Here is a 16,470-nt window from a genome sequence, read left to right as displayed (position 1 = left end):
AAATAATGGACGTCAATATTTTAACACGTTACTATCAATACATCATCGAGCTGATTGTAGATATATACAAGAATGAGTTCGAAAATGCCAAACCGGGTCACTGTATGAAAATTACAGGGCTGGGTAACGAACAATTATTATCACTTTGGGAAGTTATAACAAGTCATTTTAAGAATTTGGACACATACATTGTTGATGAAGCACAACAAGGTGATTGTTATATTTCTGCAACTAAGCTGATCGAATTACGTAATCAGCAGAAAAAACCTTTGCTCATACTTGTTCCTTCAAATAGCAGAACTGCTGCGGAAGACTCGTATGGTAATGCTACTTTTAAAGAAATTTCCTTGGAGAGTATAGAACCTCTTTTAGTTTCCAGATTGCAAGATAAAATTCCTAATGAGGTATCAGCATTTGTCCGTACCGTGATTAGCTACATAGATAATCCTAATCAAACAAGTTTATTGAGCTATCTTTTAGCTTTAGAGGAAGAATCATTTACAAGGGAAAGTATTGGACGAAATTTGTTTTATTTAGGCTTATTGCCGGATCTCAGATTAGTAGATGATGAAAATTTGATTCGCTCAAGACTTAACCTGAATATGGTAAGTTGTAATATATTGGCATCTTTTAATAAACCTGTCTATGACAGAGTAGACGAACTTCAAATAAAAAAGGATTCTCTTCAGAAGGACTTTATTCAGCTGTTTAGAAATGAAGATGACATTATCTCGTTAAATAGACTTGTAGAAATAGTTGGAGAGAAATATTCTGAACTATGGTTTGATAAATGGGATATTCCGAGTCTTAATTTTAAAGAAGTCAAATTGGAAATTGTTGAAATCCGATCAACGGATTTTACTATTGAGGAAGGTAAAAAAGTCCTTTTATCTGATGGTAAGTCTAATCCAAAAGTGACCATCCGGTTTAAAACCACGCCTGAACCAAAAGATATTGAAGAATTAAAATATTTCAGGGTTGTTTTAATGGCTGTAGATGGTTTTTCAGGTCAAGAAATAACCACACTAAGGAAATTAAAAAATACGAACTCTAAACAATCATATCGGGAAGCCAAAATAGAATTGAATGCCAATAATATTGAAGAGGGATCTTATTTCTTTAAAGTATTAGCTGAAGATGAATTGGGTAATATCCTAAATGTAAACGACAATTTTTATGAGGATTCCATACAACGAGTGTGGGAAGAAAATGATTGTTCTGTTGAAAGTAAAAAGCAGCTTCGGTATAAATTAAAATGTGATTCGGAGGATTTTGATTATTTTATTGACATAAATACTGAGAAAGAAGAAACAATACGGAAAGATAAACTGAATAACGTTCTTCAAGCATTTTTTAAATATAATATTGACAGTTTAAGACAAGGAACAGCTTTAGATAGTCCTATATCAAGTGATCAGTCCAACATCTGGCTAAATGATGATAAAATAAAATTATCATCTGTTTTTCATATCAATTATTCTAATAAGCATAATTACCAAATTATTCTGTCATCAAAACTTAGACTGATCGAAAATGAAATTCTGAATAATAGTAATCATTTTGGTTTTGTAAATGTTGTAATTAGTGATAACAATACCACACCAGGATTACAGAATATCGAATACACGATAAGTAGTCTGACCGATATAGCTCCAAAAAAATTATTAGAATCACGTAACGTTGTTTTTGAGAAGATTAAAAATTCGAATAGCTCGGAGAATGGAGTATTAGAGACTACAAACCTCTACGATCTGAAAGAGGACATTAAAACTTATCTGGAATACTATAATAACTGGTTAGTTAATCTTAACAAAAAGATTGAGAAATCCGAAGTTTCAGCGGAAGAAAAAGAGAGTATCAAGCTTCTTTATACAGAAGTTCAGTTTTTAGATACAGTAAAAATTAAAACAAAATTACCAACTGGTGGCTCTGTTTCTGCGGTTTTATTATCGCCACTTCATCCACTTAGGCTGACTTGGTTTATAAACCTTATTGACCAGTTCCAAGAATGGTTTAATAAAACACTTCAATATGACGATCACATTCGTGAATGGCAACAGTTGGAAAACTTATTTTTAGGAGAATTGATCCCCAGCAACAGTCCTTTGGTATTAGTTGATCCAAGTCAGTTCATAAACTATGAGTATCTTGGTGAATTAAGTTTTGGCTGGGGAATATATATTAACGCATCTACTCCCAATCCAAATGATTCGCTTGTCCCTATTTCACACCAATTAAAGTACTATTTTAGACATTTGCTTAATATTGACGCAGGAAATATTGTCAATAATGATGTTAGCAGAACATTAGTAGTTAAACATATAAAAAACTTTTTGATACAACATCCTTACACGGATACGCTAATTATAAATTTATTTAATGTCGGTGATGCGGAGGTTTTTGCCGATGCATTTGTAGATGTAAGTAAACATTCCGAATACTACAATACCAAGTTTGAGGTTCGTATCTTTGTTGGACAAGAATCATTGATTGAACACGGATTAGCTTTAAAAGCCTTACTCAATCCGGAAACAAATATCAGTGAAGAAGCAGAACTATTTTCACAACCTTCCAAAAATAGACTGTTCCCTAAATTGAGGTTTTCTATTAACAATATTGAGGATTTTGTCCAAAACCCGGTAGTTTTTAACGCCCATATTAGTTTTTTGGTTAATCCATTTGCGGCAAAAATTACATTATACAAACCGTATAGATCATATAGGTCTGCTTACCTGAACAGTTTAATTATTGATCCAGCAACAGATGTTGAGATCATTCAAGAGCCTGAAAAAATCACATGGAATAACTATGTTAAAATTGAAAATCCAAAAGAGAATCTGATTAACAAATTTTATACTTCGTATCAGATTTTTACTTCGGGTTCTTTAGCAGCTCATGCCACAGATGCGGTTCCTGCTACACAATTAAGTTTGACGAACAGAGATCAGGTATTATTGGCGCATTTACACGAATATTCCGACTGGGTAATTACTTTTGATAAAAATTTAGGTCCCCAAGTTTTTGATCAACCATCGGAAAATGGAAAGATTCCATTTCTATTGGACTATGTTCCCGGTGAGGAGGTGTCAGGTATTTCTTCTTATCTTACGACTAAGCCTTCCAGTGAAATAATTGGGTTATTAAGTCCTCATTTTACATCCTTCGGATTAAATATGGACAGTTCCGAAAGTCGAAGTAAAATCCAAACTATTCTTGAAGATTTAAGAGCAATCAGCAGTTCTTTGGTACTACAATTAAACTCTTCAAAAAACAAAGCTTTTGAAGCTATAGGGACAGCTTTTTCTAAAAGAGTTTTGGAGAAAAAAGGATTATTAGAAAATGCTTTTCTCATCCCGATAGATTTACATCAAAACCTTTTTGAAAGTTTAAATACCAATTCCAAAAGTCGTGCAGACAATTTGTTTATTACAATAAATAACGAGAAAAGAGAAATAAAAATAGCCGTTTTAGAGATAAAATGTAGAAGTTATTTAGGGGCAGCAGAACGAGAAGAGTTAAAGACAAGAATGATTGAGCAAATTGACAATACAATTGCTGCGATCAAACATCACTTTGACCCAAATGATTATAAGAGTAATGATCGTTTAGACCGTGAAATAAAAAACAAGGAATTAAAATCTCTGTTCAGCTTTTATATTGAAAGAGCTTACAGGTATAATTGCCTGTCTGAAAATGCTTATAACAGCTATATTGATTTTATTCAAACTCTCAATAATGGATTTGAACTCAAATTCATCCGATTAGGATTTATCTTCGACTTTTCTTTTGAACAAAAACATCAAAAGCAAAATTTCGATGATAATACCACCATTTTTACTTTTGGTCATAAGCTAATCAGTGATATTTTAGATCCAGATTCTGATTTGAACACCAAAAGATTAGAGGATACGGAACTTAATAAAGAATTGGTTTCTGCCTTTGAATCCAACAACAAGTTGAAGCCATTTATCCATAAGTTTAAATCAAAACTTAAAGCGTCTTCTGACGAAAAGGAAAATAGTAACACCAACGAGATTCAAGATTTATCTGAAAAGGATACAGAAGATTTATTTGATGAGAGCATTGACGAACAACCTAAGAATGATAATGTAACAGAATCTGGCGATGAGAACAGTAGTTATCAAGATGATTCTGAAAAGAATGATAGAACTTATAATATACCTGAATTTGATATTATCGTAGGGAAAAATAGTGCGTCTGATCAATTTGGAATTATTGGTACTTCAATACACAATAAAAAGATTGCAATCGACTTGTCTGAAACCAATACCATAAGTTTATTTGGTGTTCAGGGTGGGGGAAAGAGTTATACCATTGGTACAATTAGCGAAATGGTCTTGAAACAATTTTCAAATATCAGTAAACTTCCTGCTCCTTTGGCAGGGGTTATATTCCATTATAGTGAAAGTATGGACTATGAACCGGAATTTACTTCGATGATTAACGCCAATACTAATCTTACCGAGTTAGGGAAATTAAGGGAGTTATATGGTGCCGAACCAGACAAGATAGAAGATGTTATTATATTAACTCCTTCAGATAAAGTTGATGAACGTAGAGAAGAATTTCCATCTATACAAGTTGAACCAATAGCCTTTAACTCTAAAGAATTGAATGTTCAGGACTGGATGTTTTTATTGGGTGCCGTTGGAAACGACTCATCATACATTAAGCAATTAAAATTTATGATGAAAGAACAACGTAGAAATATTACGTTGGAAGGGCTAAGAGAAAGTGTGGAAGCATCTGAACTACTTTCAAACACTCAAAAATCTTTAGCTAGGCAGAAACTTAGTTTTGCCCAAGAATATATTGATGATAGTTTCTTTCTTAAAGGAGTTTTGAAACCGGGGAGATTAGTCATTGTAGATTTACGAGATGAGTTTATTGTTAAGGACGAAGCGTTAGGGTTATTTGTGATTATGCTTAATATTTTTTCAGGGGTAAAAACTTTTAATGACAAGCATTTTAATAAGTTCATTGTTTTTGACGAAGCTCATAAATATATGGACAATAAGGACTTGACTAATAATATAGTTACGGCAATTCGAGAAATGAGGCACAAAGGAGTAAGTATAATGATTGCTAGTCAAGATCCACCAAGCTTGCCCATTGAAATCATTGAATTAAGCAGTATTGTATTACTCCATAAGTTTAACTCACCTCAATGGTTAAAGCATATTCAAAAATCCTTGACACAGTTGAATAGCTTGACTGCTGCTGATATGAGTGCATTGAAACCTGGTGAAGGCTTCCTATGGGCTTCCAAAGCATCCGAACAAAGTATAACAACAAAGCCGGTAAAAATAAGTACACGACCAAGAATTACTAATCACGGAGGAGCAACAAAAAAAGCAACAGGGAATTAATGAAAGTACAACAGCTGACAGGAACAGGAAAAAGAGAAAGTAATCAAGATTTTATCTGTATAAACAGATTAGAGTCTGGTGCCTCTTTTTTTCTTATTGCTGACGGTATGGGTGGTTATGATAGAGGAGACGAAGCCGCAAAGATTGTTTCTGAGAACATCTTTACATTCCTCAATTATGTTGACAACATCAATGAGCAAAATATACAACAAGCTGTTCAAAAAGCGAATTTGGCTATTAAACAATTCAACGTTAAAAATAATATTAAATCTGGTGCGACGATAGGCGGTATTATTGTAGAGAAAAATATCTCACATATTTTTTGGATTGGAGACGTAATGGTTTACCAAATAAATAAGGATAAAGTTTTGTTTCAGACAAAAAGCCATACACTGATTAATAGTCTTTTAGAATCCAATAGTATAAAAGAAGAGAAATCTTTAGAGCGATATAAGCATATCGTAACCCGATCTATAACAGGAAAACCTTCTGAATCCAGTATCGGATATCAATCTATTGAATTTTCAGAAGAAGACTCGTTTATTATTTGTTCGGATGGTGTTCATAATAATATTTCGATAGAGCAGATTCTTGTATATACTTGTCAAGAAAATGGCTTACAAAAACTAGAAAGACAGTTCTTGAAGGAAGCACAAGACAACTTTACAATTATCACCATACAAGATATTGATGACTTTTCTTTGTTAAAAGACAAATAATAAAAGAATTAGGGCAATATTCCTGGTTTAAAAAACCATTTCACTTTTTTTCTATTTAAAATGAATTTTTTTGGCCACAGAACTCTATATATAACTATTTTATTCGTTCAATCTGAGATAAAACGCGTAAAAATTGAATTAAGAGTTCAAATGAACTCTCGTTCCCGCTACTAGAAATGGCAAAGGCTGACAGAAAACTGTCAGCCTTTTTTTCTTTTCCTCAACAGCAGGTATAATCCTTTATACATTCTCCTAATCAAATTTATAGTCTAACATTAGCGCAACCAGCACTCACATTCTCATTGACAATTTTTCATATCAGAAACTGAAAAAATGTCATTTTTTTCGCTTGGCACATTTTTGGATTTTCACATATAGCACTCATCAAATGAGTGCATTATTTAAAAAATATTGTCAAACAATTTAAAAGTTAAATGTTATGAATCTTATCAAAAGAAACGGAAATCATACACCAGGTTTCCACCGTTCGTTTTTTGATGACATTTTTGGCCGTGAGCTTTTCAATTGGGAAAACAACAATTTTTCTACCACAAGCACAACGTTGCCATCTGTAAACATCAAAGAAACCAAAGACACTTATGAAGTGGAAGTCGCCGCTCCGGGACTGGAAAAAAACGACTTCAAAGTCACTCTTGACGGCAATTTGCTTACTATTTCTTCAGAAAAAGAAAATAAGCAGGTAAGTGAGCAACAAAATTTCACACGCAGGGAATTCAGCTACCAATCATTTCAACGCAGTTTTGAATTACCAAAAAATGTGGTTGATGAAGAAAACATCAGCGCCCGATATGAAAACGGGCTCTTGCTGCTATCTATTCCAAAAAAGGAAGAAGCTAAACAGAAGCCTCCAAGAATGATTGAAATCCAATAATACTGATTATTGTATCTGTAAGAGCTGCCCAAAGGGCAGCTCTTTTTTGCACTATATTTTAAAAGCCATTGCCATGCCACACAATAGCGGTTAATCTTGGAGGGCTATATTGGGATTGCTATATCAAAAAAATGACAGTAATCTTTTGGATTTTCATCTTTCCGCACGAAATATTCAATACCATTATCCTAACACTCATTTTATACCGGAGTATCTGAAATTTAAGTTAATCATTAGGGTCAAATATTGCTTTTTACAAAATTAAATAAGACATTTAAAAATTAAATTTTTATAAAATTCAAAATGAAAAAAGGAATTCTTTTATTCGCATTAACATCAATGATATTCTCGTGCAACAAGAAATCTGAAGGCGACCAGAATACGGAAGCAGAAACAGAGCAAGTTTCTGAAAAAAACAACCAACCGGAGACAGAAAAAAAATTCAATATTGAAGATATCGCTTTTTCGAATGCCAGCATAGGCGATTTCCCATTTTTCACTCTACCACAAGGACTAACGCAGCAAAACAAACCATTGGAAAAAAAATTCGATGTTTGTTATTTCCCTATTGACGGCATAATGACTCCATTTGAAGGCAGACTCTACAAAGCTAATATAACTTCTAAGGCGGGCGAAGAATTTTCACAGCGGTATTTCGAAAAGAGTCTTGAAGATTATCTTACTTCAGTGGGAGCAGTAAAGGTTTTTGATGGAAAAATTTCTTCAGAAGAATATGACCGATACAACAAACAGGATCCTAATAAAGGCGATGAAGGGGATATTGGTTATGCAGACGAACAGATTAAATTTTACATTATCCGTACAAAAGATAAAGGAAATATTTATGTTCAGTTTTCTGCCAATAATGCTGCCGGAAAGCTTAATATTCTTCAGGAAGAAGCATTCAAACAAACCATAACAAAGGTTACAGCAGATGAAATAGCAAAAGATTTAGCAGAAAAAGGCAAATCAATCTTATACATTAATTTTGATGTAGATAAATCTACCATTTTACCTGACGGTAAGGAAATCGTAAAAGAAATAGCAGGAGCATTAAAGGAAAAATCTTCTTTAAAAATTGCCATAGAAGGACATACTGATAATTCAGGTAATGCCGCTCACAATAAAAAATTGTCCGATGATCGTGCTAAAGCTGTATTGTCTGCCTTAACAGCACAGGGAATTGACCAATCAAGACTTTCAGCTAAAGGTTTTGGGGCAGAACGTCCGTTAGTTCCAAACGATTCAGAGGATAAAAAAGCCAAAAACCGAAGAGTAGAACTGGTTAAGATAAAGTGATACATAATTTAATCCGCCTCAATTTGGCTAAATAGATGTAAAAAGAATTATTCGTTCAAATAATTACCGTTCCGATTCCCTATAAAAAAGGCTAACAGGAAACAGGTTAGCCTTTTTTAGAAAGACTCACTTTATATTATTCCACGAAATCAACCCGCTTATTATTCTTTGCGGTTTCCCTTCCCCATTCAGAAATAGCCTGGAGTAAAGGGATTAGTGTTGTTCCAAATTCTGTCAGCTCGTACTCTACTTTTAATGGTGGCTTGCTGGCATGAACGGTGCGCTTAATTAAGCCGTCTTCTTCCAGTTCCTTTAATTGGAGACTGATGGTACGTTCCGTAACCATTGGCAGTTCTTTTCGCAATTCGCTATAGCGTAATTTCCGAATCAAATGAATAAGAATGACCGCTTTCCATTTCCCACCAATATATTTCATGGTAAGGCTGGTAGTGCAGGGATATTTTTTGTCGTCTATGCAATACATTTATACTATCTATTTTGACCGTTATTGCAAAGCTACCTAACTATACTTAATTTTGCAACTATAAAATATATAGTATAAAAAATCAGAACACATATGAGCTTCTTAGACCTTGCAAAAAGCAGATACACTACAAAAAGCTACAATCCGAATAAAAGGATTTCAGAAGAAACCATTGCAGAACTAAAAGAGATTTTAAGCCTGAGCCCTTCTTCTATTAACAGCCAGCCCTGGAAATTTATTTTTATTTCCGATGAGAAACTAAAAAGCGAACTGGCCGGCGTTTCTTATTTTAACCAGCAAAAAATCAATGACGCAAGCCATCTGGTTGTTTTCAGCGTAATTGATGACATTCAGTTATTTGAAAATCAAATCAGGCAAAATTTACCTGAAGGTTCGGTAAATTATTACAACCAATTTCTAAAGCCAAAACCGGAATCTGAAATCAAATCGTGGCTGGAACATCAGGTTTATTTGTCACTCGGTTTTTTCCTTTCGGCTTGTGCGAGTATGGATATTGATAGTTCACCTATGGAAGGCATAAAAAATGAAGAATACGACAAAATATTGCAATTAGATGGCTATAAATCGTTATTTGCTGTTGCCATTGGTTACAGAAATCCGGAAGATTTCAACCAGCCTTCGGTTAAAGCCAAGTCGCGTTTATCTCTGGAACAGACAATACAATCTTTTTAATTTATTTACATATCCGGCAGGAGCAGAATCGGGATAAGAAATAACCAAATCATTATTCAACTTTACTTTTTGACCTCCCCATCTATTAGTCAATATACAAAAGCCGGCTATAGGAATGTTTCACCAAATTGAAAATCTAACCCTTTAAATAGATGCTACAAACATTAGTGCGTTTGTGGCATTTATTCTTACTAATCTTTTTTATAAAGCTAGACAATCACTATCTTTAAAATAAAAATGTACAAACACAAGCTTATTTTCAGAACCACTACACCACCTAAATCAATAGAAGTCAGCAAAGAAGAACTAACGTCTATAATAAAAGATGACTCTACCGTTTTTGAATATTTTGGTAAAATGGTTGAAAGACCTCTGGATTATGAATATTACGCAGAATTGGGTAATCTTATTGATGAAATCAGCTTTATTATGTTTTATTTTGATACGGATAATGAGATTATCTATTCCGAAACAGAGCCTAAAAAATATGCAACCAATCTTTTAAATTTGCCAAATATTCGTATCCTTTCAGATGGTAAGGATATCGATGTGTTTTTGGAATTAGAGTAATGTAGCAGCAACTGTCCTGTTGTATTTGTTTTTATATTCCAGTGGCGACAAACCTGTAATTTTCCGAAACACCTCGCGAAAAGCCTTTACATCGGCATAACCAACCTCATACATTATTTCATTGATTGTTTTACGGGAAGTTTCGAGTTCTTTTTTTGCCGATTCGATTTTTACTCTTTGCAGGTATTCAACCGGCGTATTGCCCGTTGCTTTTATAAATCTGCGGTCAAAATTTCTTCGCCCTACGGTGAATTTCTTCGAAAGTTCTTCTATCGATATTTTCTCCGTGAAGTTCTTTTCAATATATTCCTGTGCTTTTACAACTACTTCATCCCCATGCGTTTTCTGCCCGTTAAAAATCACAAAGTCAGATTGTGCCTGCCTGTCAATATCGATTTGAAAAACCTTGGAACAATAAATGGCTGTTTGCCTGTCATAATATTTTTCAACCAGATAGATAATAAGATTCAGGAATGAATAACCGCCGCCGTTGGTATAAATTCCCTGTTCATCTGTAATGAGTTTTTCAGCTTTCAGGTTTACCTTCGGGAACAACTGTTTAAAATTCGCAGCCGCATTCCAGTGAATGGAACAGCTTTTCTTATCTAACAGACCTGTCGAAGCCAAAATATAGGCTCCGGTACACATGCTCGCTACCTCAGCACCTTTTTTGTACTGCTCCAATATCCAATCCACCAGAAGAACATTCCCTCCTTCTACTTTTTTAAAAGCAGCCAGTATTGCAGGAATAATAATCAGGTCTGTTTTGGTAATGGAATTTATTCCTTTTTGTGGCATAACGGCAAGCAAACCATTTACAAAATTAGATTGTTCTGAAACACCCGCCATTTCAATAGTAAATACCGGGTCTTTATGTTGCCGGATATAATAATTATTGGCTTCCGTAAAAATATGATAGGCACCAATAATACACGACAGCGTGTTGGGTCCGGCCTGGGCATCGGGCACTAATATGGTAAGGTGTTTCATAAGACAAGATTTAAAACCATTTCATTTCATAACTCCATAGTTACTACAAAGTTAAAAAAGCATTTTGTCCAAATCAACCTCTTATAAAGTCTATTTCACACCCTATACAGATAGTTTCTTGTCAATACCTTTGAATTAGAGAATAAAAACAACAATCAAAATAGCAAACAAATCATGAAACAAGAAGATTTTACAACCTCTTTTACCGTGGACGCTACGCCGCGAAAAGTATTTGATGCCATCAACAATGTACGCGGATGGTGGTCCGAAAACATAGAAGGCCCAACAGACAAACTTAACGGCGAGTTTTCCTATCATTATATGGATGTTCACCGCTGCAGGATAAGAGTAACGGAAATGCAGCCCGATACTAAAATAGTCTGGCATGTACTTGACAACCATTTTAAGTTTACCAAAGACAAAAGCGAATGGAAAGATACTTATGTGATTTTTGAAATTACTGAAAAAAATGGCCGGACGGAGATGAAATTCACACATCAGGGGTTAGTTCCAACCTATGAATGTTATCAGGTATGCCACGATGCATGGACCTACTACATACAGGAAAGCCTGAAAATGCTTGTCGAAACAGGCAAAGGTCAGCCAACACCAAAAGAAACGGAATCGGCAACTGTAACCAAACAAAACAACAACCCATCCGATACAAAAAGCATCTACCACAAATTACTGATTAAATCACCTTTAGAAAAAGTATATCAGGCGCTAACCACACAGGAAGGATTAGCCGGATGGTGGACGCCAGACACTATTGCAAAACCTGAAGTGGGCAGTATTTTGAAATTTGGATTTGGTCCGGAGTATTTCAAACAAATGGAAGTTTTAGAGTTAAAACCGTACAGCTTTATAAAATGGAAGTGTATCAAAGCTTTTGAAGACTGGATTGGCACCACGCTCACTTTTGAATTGGAAGCCCATCAAAAAGGCTGCACTCTATTGTTTCATCATGATGGTTGGGAAGCCTATACACCGGAAATGGCGTCGTGTAGTTTTGATTGGGCACTTTTCTTTAGAAGCCTGAAGTTTCTTTGTGAAACAGGCAAAGGATTTCCTTATCCCGATTTTGATAAATAATCTGACGGTTTTGCAGCGGGTAATTCACACAAAGGCGAAGAGTCGCAAAGCAATTAGTATAAAAACAGGAACGGCGGAGTATTCACTTCAGCCGTTCCTGTTTTCCGAAAAGGTATTTTTATAATTAAGCAGATGCTTTCTTACCGAATATTTTTTTTATTACAGTTACCAAAACAACTACTATAATTCCAACAACCAGACCAATACCAAATTCTTTAACTATTGAAGGTATGGAAGGAAATAATTCATGAAGGAAATGTACGTTATGCACAAAAATTCCTCCGGCAACCAAAATTAGGGCAACAGTACCTACTACTGCCAATCCTTTTATAATCAAAGGCAATGATTTCACCAGCAATGTCCCTATTAAAAACAGAAAAGATTTTTCTTTTGAACGCCTAATCAAATTGTAACCTGCATCATCCATACGAACAATTAGTGTCACAATACCATAAACACCCACCGTGGCTATGAGTGCCACGGCTGAAACCGTAATTATCTGTACCGTCAAGGGTTCTGTTAATACGCTTCCCAAAGCAATGATTACGATTTCGACCGAAAGTATAAAATCTGTGGTGATAGCCGACCTGACTTTTGTTTTTTCCGCATCCCTATCATTTCGAACTTCTTCAACTGCAGGCGCATCATGACTGGCCGTTTTTCTGTGAAAAAGATATTCAACAATTTTCTCTACTCCTTCATAGGCCAGAAAAGCTCCACCAAACATCAGGATAATTATAATAGCCAGCGGAAGAAAGGCATTTAACAGCAAAGCTATAGGCACAATAATTACCTTATTAAGCAGCGAACCTTTAGTAATTGCCCAAAGAACAGGGATTTCTCTGGAAGCCAAAAAACCGGTTGCCTTTTCTGCATTCACTGCCAAATCATCACCTAAAATCCCGGCAGTTTTCTTGGTTGCTAACTTTGTAGTCATCGCTACATCATCCATGAGTAGCGCAATATCATCTAAAACGGCAAAAATACCTGAAGCCATATTTTTTTTAATTATTCAGGCCGCAAATTAGACAATCGGCAGATGTCCTACAATAGCCGCAACAATTTTAATTGAATAAAATATTAAGTTGGAAGGTTGAAAAGTTGGAAAGTCGAAAGGTTGAAAGTTAAAAGACTATTCGGAATGCCTTTCACTATCAACTATCCATTATCCACTATCAACTATACACTATTAACTATACACTATCAACTATACACTACAGCTTATAATTATATCCTATCTGAAGAAGATACGGCAACAGCGGTTTTGTTTTAAAATCCTGAGAAACTATACTTCCTAATTTCAAATAAATCTCCTGGTTTTTAAATGTATAGCCGCCTTGAACGGCATAATAAAAATTCCCTCCCGTTGCGGGTTCATACCATCCGTCTTTGACACCGGGAAAGGTTTCTCTGTATTTATCCGTATGTTTAAAATGGGTGACTATGGCTTTGTCAAAACCTGCTTCGGCTCCTGCAAACCATCTGTTTTCATAATATCCCAAAATCCCTGACACATCCATTCCAAAATTGGATAGCCGTACATTTTCATTTCCGAATCTTCTGAAAACACTCTGTGCTTTGGTAGAAAATTGAAACTTTCCGAGTTTTACCCATCTTATATTTCCGCCTATTTTCGATTTAAAATCATCCAGAAGCTTCTCTCCGGAAGGAATGGAAAATTCTGCGTTGGCAATGATTGGAAATAATCCGGAATTCAACTTATAACCATAGGCTATCCCATAGATAATTCCATATTCTGCACCTGTATTGACATTTAAAATATGTTTCTCGTTTTCTTTGAGGCTCTGCCAATTAACCGTTTGCGCCTGTATTAAATGAGATAAAAGCCCGATAATTAACAGATAGATATAATGTTTTCTATTTTTCATTGTTTCTTTTTTAAAGGCTGTTGATGTAGTTTATAATTGCAGGTTTTGTCTGTTCGTTCCAGGCCTGTGTGTTGGTTACAATACCGTCATGTCCCACCCCGCTTACTTTCACAACTTGTATGTTAGTATAATGGCTTGTTATTTTTTGTGCCCAGGAATCGTGATAGGCCCTGTTTCTTCCGCTGTAAAAGAAAAGTGAAGGAGTGGTATAATTTTCAAGACCTTCTGAAAAATCAATTTTATAGGCCTCTCCAATGCTAAAAAGAGCATCCATAATGACGGCTCCGCTTCTCCAATTAGAACTTGGGTCAAAATCGCCTTCACCGGTAATATCATTTCTGGAAGCCATCATTGCCATCTTATAATCGAGTATTTCATGCTGGTCTTCCTTGCCTGTAATAAACTGGTCAAGATAGGTCGCATCATTCAAAATCTCGCCCCAATATTTAAATGACCTTGATTCCTTGATGTAATCTTCAATTTCTTTCCATTTGAGTCCTCCGGGTTCGCAAAGAATAAGTCCTTGCGCCATGTCAGGATATTTTCCTAGATAACCTGATGCCAGAATTGCTCCCCAGGAATGCCCAAACAGAATTACCTTCTGGTTAGGACTTTTGCGGTAATGGGAAATAACAGCCGTCAGCTCATCATACATCAAATCGATTGCACCTTGTTTGAGTGAAATGTAGGACCGCTTCGGAAACCTTTCAGACAGACCGGAACCTCGTTGGTCATAGAATACAACCCTATAGCCGCTGTCTGTCAAATCTTTGCAGTTAAGGAGATAGCGGTAATCTCCTCCCGGCCCCCCATGAATGGCAATAATCATAGTGCCATCTTCAGGGCCGAAAGCTTCGGAATGAAGCCATGCCCCATTAGCATAGATGGTAGGTAAAGATGTGTCTTGGGTTACTGTTTTAGGAACCAGATTTCCAGGTTCATCAATTGAAAGTTCTTCTCCACACGAAAACAGTAGGGCGGTGCTCATTATAACCACAATACCAAATAGTTTTTTTTGTCTCTGACTTATCATAATTTGTGAATTTAATTTTCACAAATATTGTCCATCTAAAAAATTGAGAGGTTGCAACAGGAAAGTTGAGACCTAAAAAAATGTCCTTGTAAGACATTGGTTTTAATAGACTTATGACAATTGAGACTACATCCCTGAAAGATGATACTTTTACGGGTTAACTTTCCAACTTTTTTTGGTATTCGCTTGGTGTCACTTCAAAATATTTTTTAAAATTCCGGTTAAAGGAAGCCTTGGAGTTAAAGCCACACTCATACGCAATAGCTAATAAAGTATATTGTTTATTTTCCGGATTCTCAAGTTTTTTTACAAACTCATCAATCCGTTTTTCATTAATGAGTTCATAGAAATTCTTTTCTTCTTTTGAATTTATAACCTGTGAAAGGTAATTAGGATGTATTTCGAGCATTTTGGCCAGTTCGTTAAGCGTGAGGTTAGGGTTGACAAAAGGCTTATCTTCCTCCAGCAACTGAATCAATTTGCTATGAATGGCATCAATATCGTTCGCTGTGAGACCGGAATTTTTATATTTCTTTTCGGCCTCATCAATAGCTGTCTCTTCATGAAAATAATTTGTAGCCGCTTTTTCATATACCTGATAATCATTTTCAGACAGGCGTGGCTGATGGAAAACATGCACCTGCTTTATACCGAAATAGCCAAGCCACAAAATAAAAAAAGCAGTAGCCGCATATATAAAACTGTCTTTCTGAATAAACAGTACAAAAAACCAGATAACAATTATCCAGATGATAAGATACAACAGCCAGTTAAAATTAATTTTCTCGGTATTTGAAAATTGCTGCACCATATTTTTTCTGTACCTGTATAACGCCAGAAGCGACAAAGAAACATAAATAATTCCGGACAGATACACCCCATAAGTACGGACAAGCATTTCCAGTCCGTAACCCTGTCCTTCATGAACAACTACATCCAGCCGCTTCGAAAACGGAGACAGATAAAATGATGCAAACAATATATTTCCTACTACAAGTGGTAAAAAATGCAAATAATCAGAGAGCAGAAACCTGCTTTGAGAGGTTTGTTTTTTTACATACAGGTACAAAAAAGGGCCGTGAGCCAGGGGCAAAGTGGTACCAAATACCACAAAGGAGGGTAACTCCTGATACTGGTTGGTTAATAAAAGATAATAGGCAACAAGGTTAAGTCCTAATATGCAAAGCCAGGCAGATAGAATAAAATCGGCTGCATTTTTATCCTTCTTTGTTATCAATACAAATGATAGAAAAAAAGCTAGAAAAATTCCTAAAAGATAAAGCATCGTTACATCCTGATTTAATTAAGGTTTCTGGTATGGCTTTACAAAATTAAAGATTAGTTTTTCAGAAAAACCCTATTACTTAAAAAACTTGCAAAACGGCAGTATTTTGGCTTAAATGGAAATATTTTACAATA

The 16,470-nt window shown here is 35.3% G+C and carries 13 protein-coding genes; 7 read left to right on the top strand and 6 right to left on the bottom strand.

The window, feature by feature from the left end; genetic code table 11:
* Nucleotides 1-5: 5 nt before the first annotated feature.
* From mads8 to B0G92_RS06325, 4 genes are all read left to right on the top strand, one after another.
* Nucleotides 6-5,390, top strand: coding sequence for a methylation-associated defense system ATP-binding protein MAD8 (gene mads8 / locus B0G92_RS06340; protein WP_101471473.1), 5,385 nt, complete (start codon nt 6-8; stop codon nt 5,388-5,390).
* Nucleotides 5,390-6,109, top strand: coding sequence for a PP2C family protein-serine/threonine phosphatase (locus B0G92_RS06335; protein WP_101471472.1), 720 nt, complete (start codon nt 5,390-5,392; stop codon nt 6,107-6,109). The genes mads8 and B0G92_RS06335 overlap by 1 nt, the downstream gene beginning before the upstream one ends.
* Before the next feature lie 439 nt (nt 6,110-6,548).
* Nucleotides 6,549-7,001 carry an Hsp20/alpha crystallin family protein gene (locus B0G92_RS06330; RefSeq protein ID WP_101471471.1) on the top strand — a complete coding sequence of 151 codons (453 nt, stop codon included), beginning with the start codon at nt 6,549-6,551 and terminating at the stop codon, nt 6,999-7,001.
* Nucleotides 7,002-7,304: 303 nt separating this feature from the next.
* Nucleotides 7,305-8,300 (top strand): OmpA family protein, encoded by a 996-nt coding sequence (locus B0G92_RS06325; protein ID WP_101471470.1) that lies wholly within the window; start codon nt 7,305-7,307, stop codon nt 8,298-8,300.
* A gap of 136 nt (nt 8,301-8,436) precedes the next feature.
* Here the strand turns inward: B0G92_RS06325 and B0G92_RS06320 are convergent, their stop codons facing one another.
* Nucleotides 8,437-8,784, bottom strand: a complete 348-nt coding sequence (locus B0G92_RS06320; RefSeq protein WP_101471469.1) for a winged helix-turn-helix transcriptional regulator — start codon at nt 8,782-8,784, stop codon at nt 8,437-8,439.
* Nucleotides 8,785-8,877: 93 nt separating this feature from the next.
* On the opposite strand from B0G92_RS06320, the gene B0G92_RS06315 reads away from it, so the two are divergent.
* Nucleotides 8,878-9,477: a nitroreductase family protein gene (locus B0G92_RS06315; protein ID WP_101471468.1), complete on the top strand. Its 600-nt coding sequence runs from the start codon at nt 8,878-8,880 to the stop codon at nt 9,475-9,477.
* Nucleotides 9,478-9,714: 237 nt separating this feature from the next.
* Complete coding sequence (locus B0G92_RS06310; RefSeq protein WP_101471467.1) at nt 9,715-10,047, top strand: nuclear transport factor 2 family protein; 333 nt, start codon at nt 9,715-9,717, stop codon at nt 10,045-10,047.
* On the opposite strand, the gene B0G92_RS06305 is transcribed toward B0G92_RS06310, so the two are convergent.
* Nucleotides 10,039-11,037 (bottom strand): GlxA family transcriptional regulator, encoded by a 999-nt coding sequence (locus B0G92_RS06305; RefSeq protein WP_101471466.1) that lies wholly within the window; start codon nt 11,035-11,037, stop codon nt 10,039-10,041. The two genes, B0G92_RS06310 and B0G92_RS06305, sit on opposite strands and share 9 nt — an antisense overlap.
* 174 nt (nt 11,038-11,211) lie before the next feature.
* Between B0G92_RS06305 and B0G92_RS06300 the strand changes: the two genes are divergently transcribed.
* Complete coding sequence (locus B0G92_RS06300; RefSeq protein ID WP_101471465.1) at nt 11,212-12,129, top strand: SRPBCC family protein; 918 nt, start codon at nt 11,212-11,214, stop codon at nt 12,127-12,129.
* Between the two features lie 124 nt (nt 12,130-12,253).
* Here B0G92_RS06300 and B0G92_RS06295 read toward each other — a convergent pair whose 3' ends face one another.
* From B0G92_RS06295 to B0G92_RS06280, 4 genes are all read right to left on the bottom strand, one after another.
* A complete protein-coding gene (locus B0G92_RS06295; protein ID WP_101471464.1) occupies nt 12,254-13,126 on the bottom strand; it encodes a DUF808 domain-containing protein in 873 nt (290 codons plus the stop codon).
* Nucleotides 13,127-13,343: 217 nt separating this feature from the next.
* Nucleotides 13,344-14,018, bottom strand: a complete 675-nt coding sequence (locus B0G92_RS06290; RefSeq protein ID WP_245867721.1) for a hypothetical protein — start codon at nt 14,016-14,018, stop codon at nt 13,344-13,346.
* 10 nt (nt 14,019-14,028) lie between these two features.
* Nucleotides 14,029-15,051 (bottom strand): alpha/beta hydrolase, encoded by a 1,023-nt coding sequence (locus B0G92_RS06285; RefSeq protein WP_101471463.1) that lies wholly within the window; start codon nt 15,049-15,051, stop codon nt 14,029-14,031.
* A 157-nt stretch (nt 15,052-15,208) separates the two neighbouring features.
* On the bottom strand, nt 15,209-16,288 hold the full coding sequence (locus B0G92_RS06280; RefSeq protein WP_180326406.1) for a helix-turn-helix domain-containing protein: 1,080 nt from the start codon (nt 16,286-16,288) through the stop codon (nt 15,209-15,211).
* Nucleotides 16,289-16,470 lie beyond the last annotated feature (182 nt).

The sequence above is a fragment of the Flavobacterium lindanitolerans genome, from assembly GCF_002846575.1.
Lineage (GTDB): Bacteria > Bacteroidota > Bacteroidia > Flavobacteriales > Flavobacteriaceae > Flavobacterium > Flavobacterium lindanitolerans.
Note: the sequence above shows the minus strand (reverse complement) of the source record. Positions and strands in the feature narration are given on the sequence as shown.

What these genes read in the sequence shown, in the direction of transcription:
- B0G92_RS06315 (WP_101471468.1), top strand. Translation starts at nt 8,878, where the DNA reads ATGAGCTTCTTAGACCTTGCAAAAAGCAGATACACTACAAAAAGCTAC.
- B0G92_RS06335 (WP_101471472.1), top strand. Translation starts at nt 5,390, where the DNA reads ATGAAAGTACAACAGCTGACAGGAACAGGAAAAAGAGAAAGTAATCAA.
- B0G92_RS06290 (WP_245867721.1), bottom strand. Translation starts at nt 14,018, where the DNA reads ATGAAAAATAGAAAACATTATATCTATCTGTTAATTATCGGGCTTTTA.
- B0G92_RS06305 (WP_101471466.1), bottom strand. Translation starts at nt 11,037, where the DNA reads ATGAAACACCTTACCATATTAGTGCCCGATGCCCAGGCCGGACCCAAC.
- B0G92_RS06330 (WP_101471471.1), top strand. Translation starts at nt 6,549, where the DNA reads ATGAATCTTATCAAAAGAAACGGAAATCATACACCAGGTTTCCACCGT.
- B0G92_RS06300 (WP_101471465.1), top strand. Translation starts at nt 11,212, where the DNA reads ATGAAACAAGAAGATTTTACAACCTCTTTTACCGTGGACGCTACGCCG.
- mads8 (WP_101471473.1), top strand. Translation starts at nt 6, where the DNA reads ATGGACGTCAATATTTTAACACGTTACTATCAATACATCATCGAGCTG.
- B0G92_RS06310 (WP_101471467.1), top strand. Translation starts at nt 9,715, where the DNA reads ATGTACAAACACAAGCTTATTTTCAGAACCACTACACCACCTAAATCA.
- B0G92_RS06285 (WP_101471463.1), bottom strand. Translation starts at nt 15,051, where the DNA reads ATGATAAGTCAGAGACAAAAAAAACTATTTGGTATTGTGGTTATAATG.
- B0G92_RS06325 (WP_101471470.1), top strand. Translation starts at nt 7,305, where the DNA reads ATGAAAAAAGGAATTCTTTTATTCGCATTAACATCAATGATATTCTCG.
- B0G92_RS06320 (WP_101471469.1), bottom strand. Translation starts at nt 8,784, where the DNA reads ATGTATTGCATAGACGACAAAAAATATCCCTGCACTACCAGCCTTACC.
- B0G92_RS06295 (WP_101471464.1), bottom strand. Translation starts at nt 13,126, where the DNA reads ATGGCTTCAGGTATTTTTGCCGTTTTAGATGATATTGCGCTACTCATG.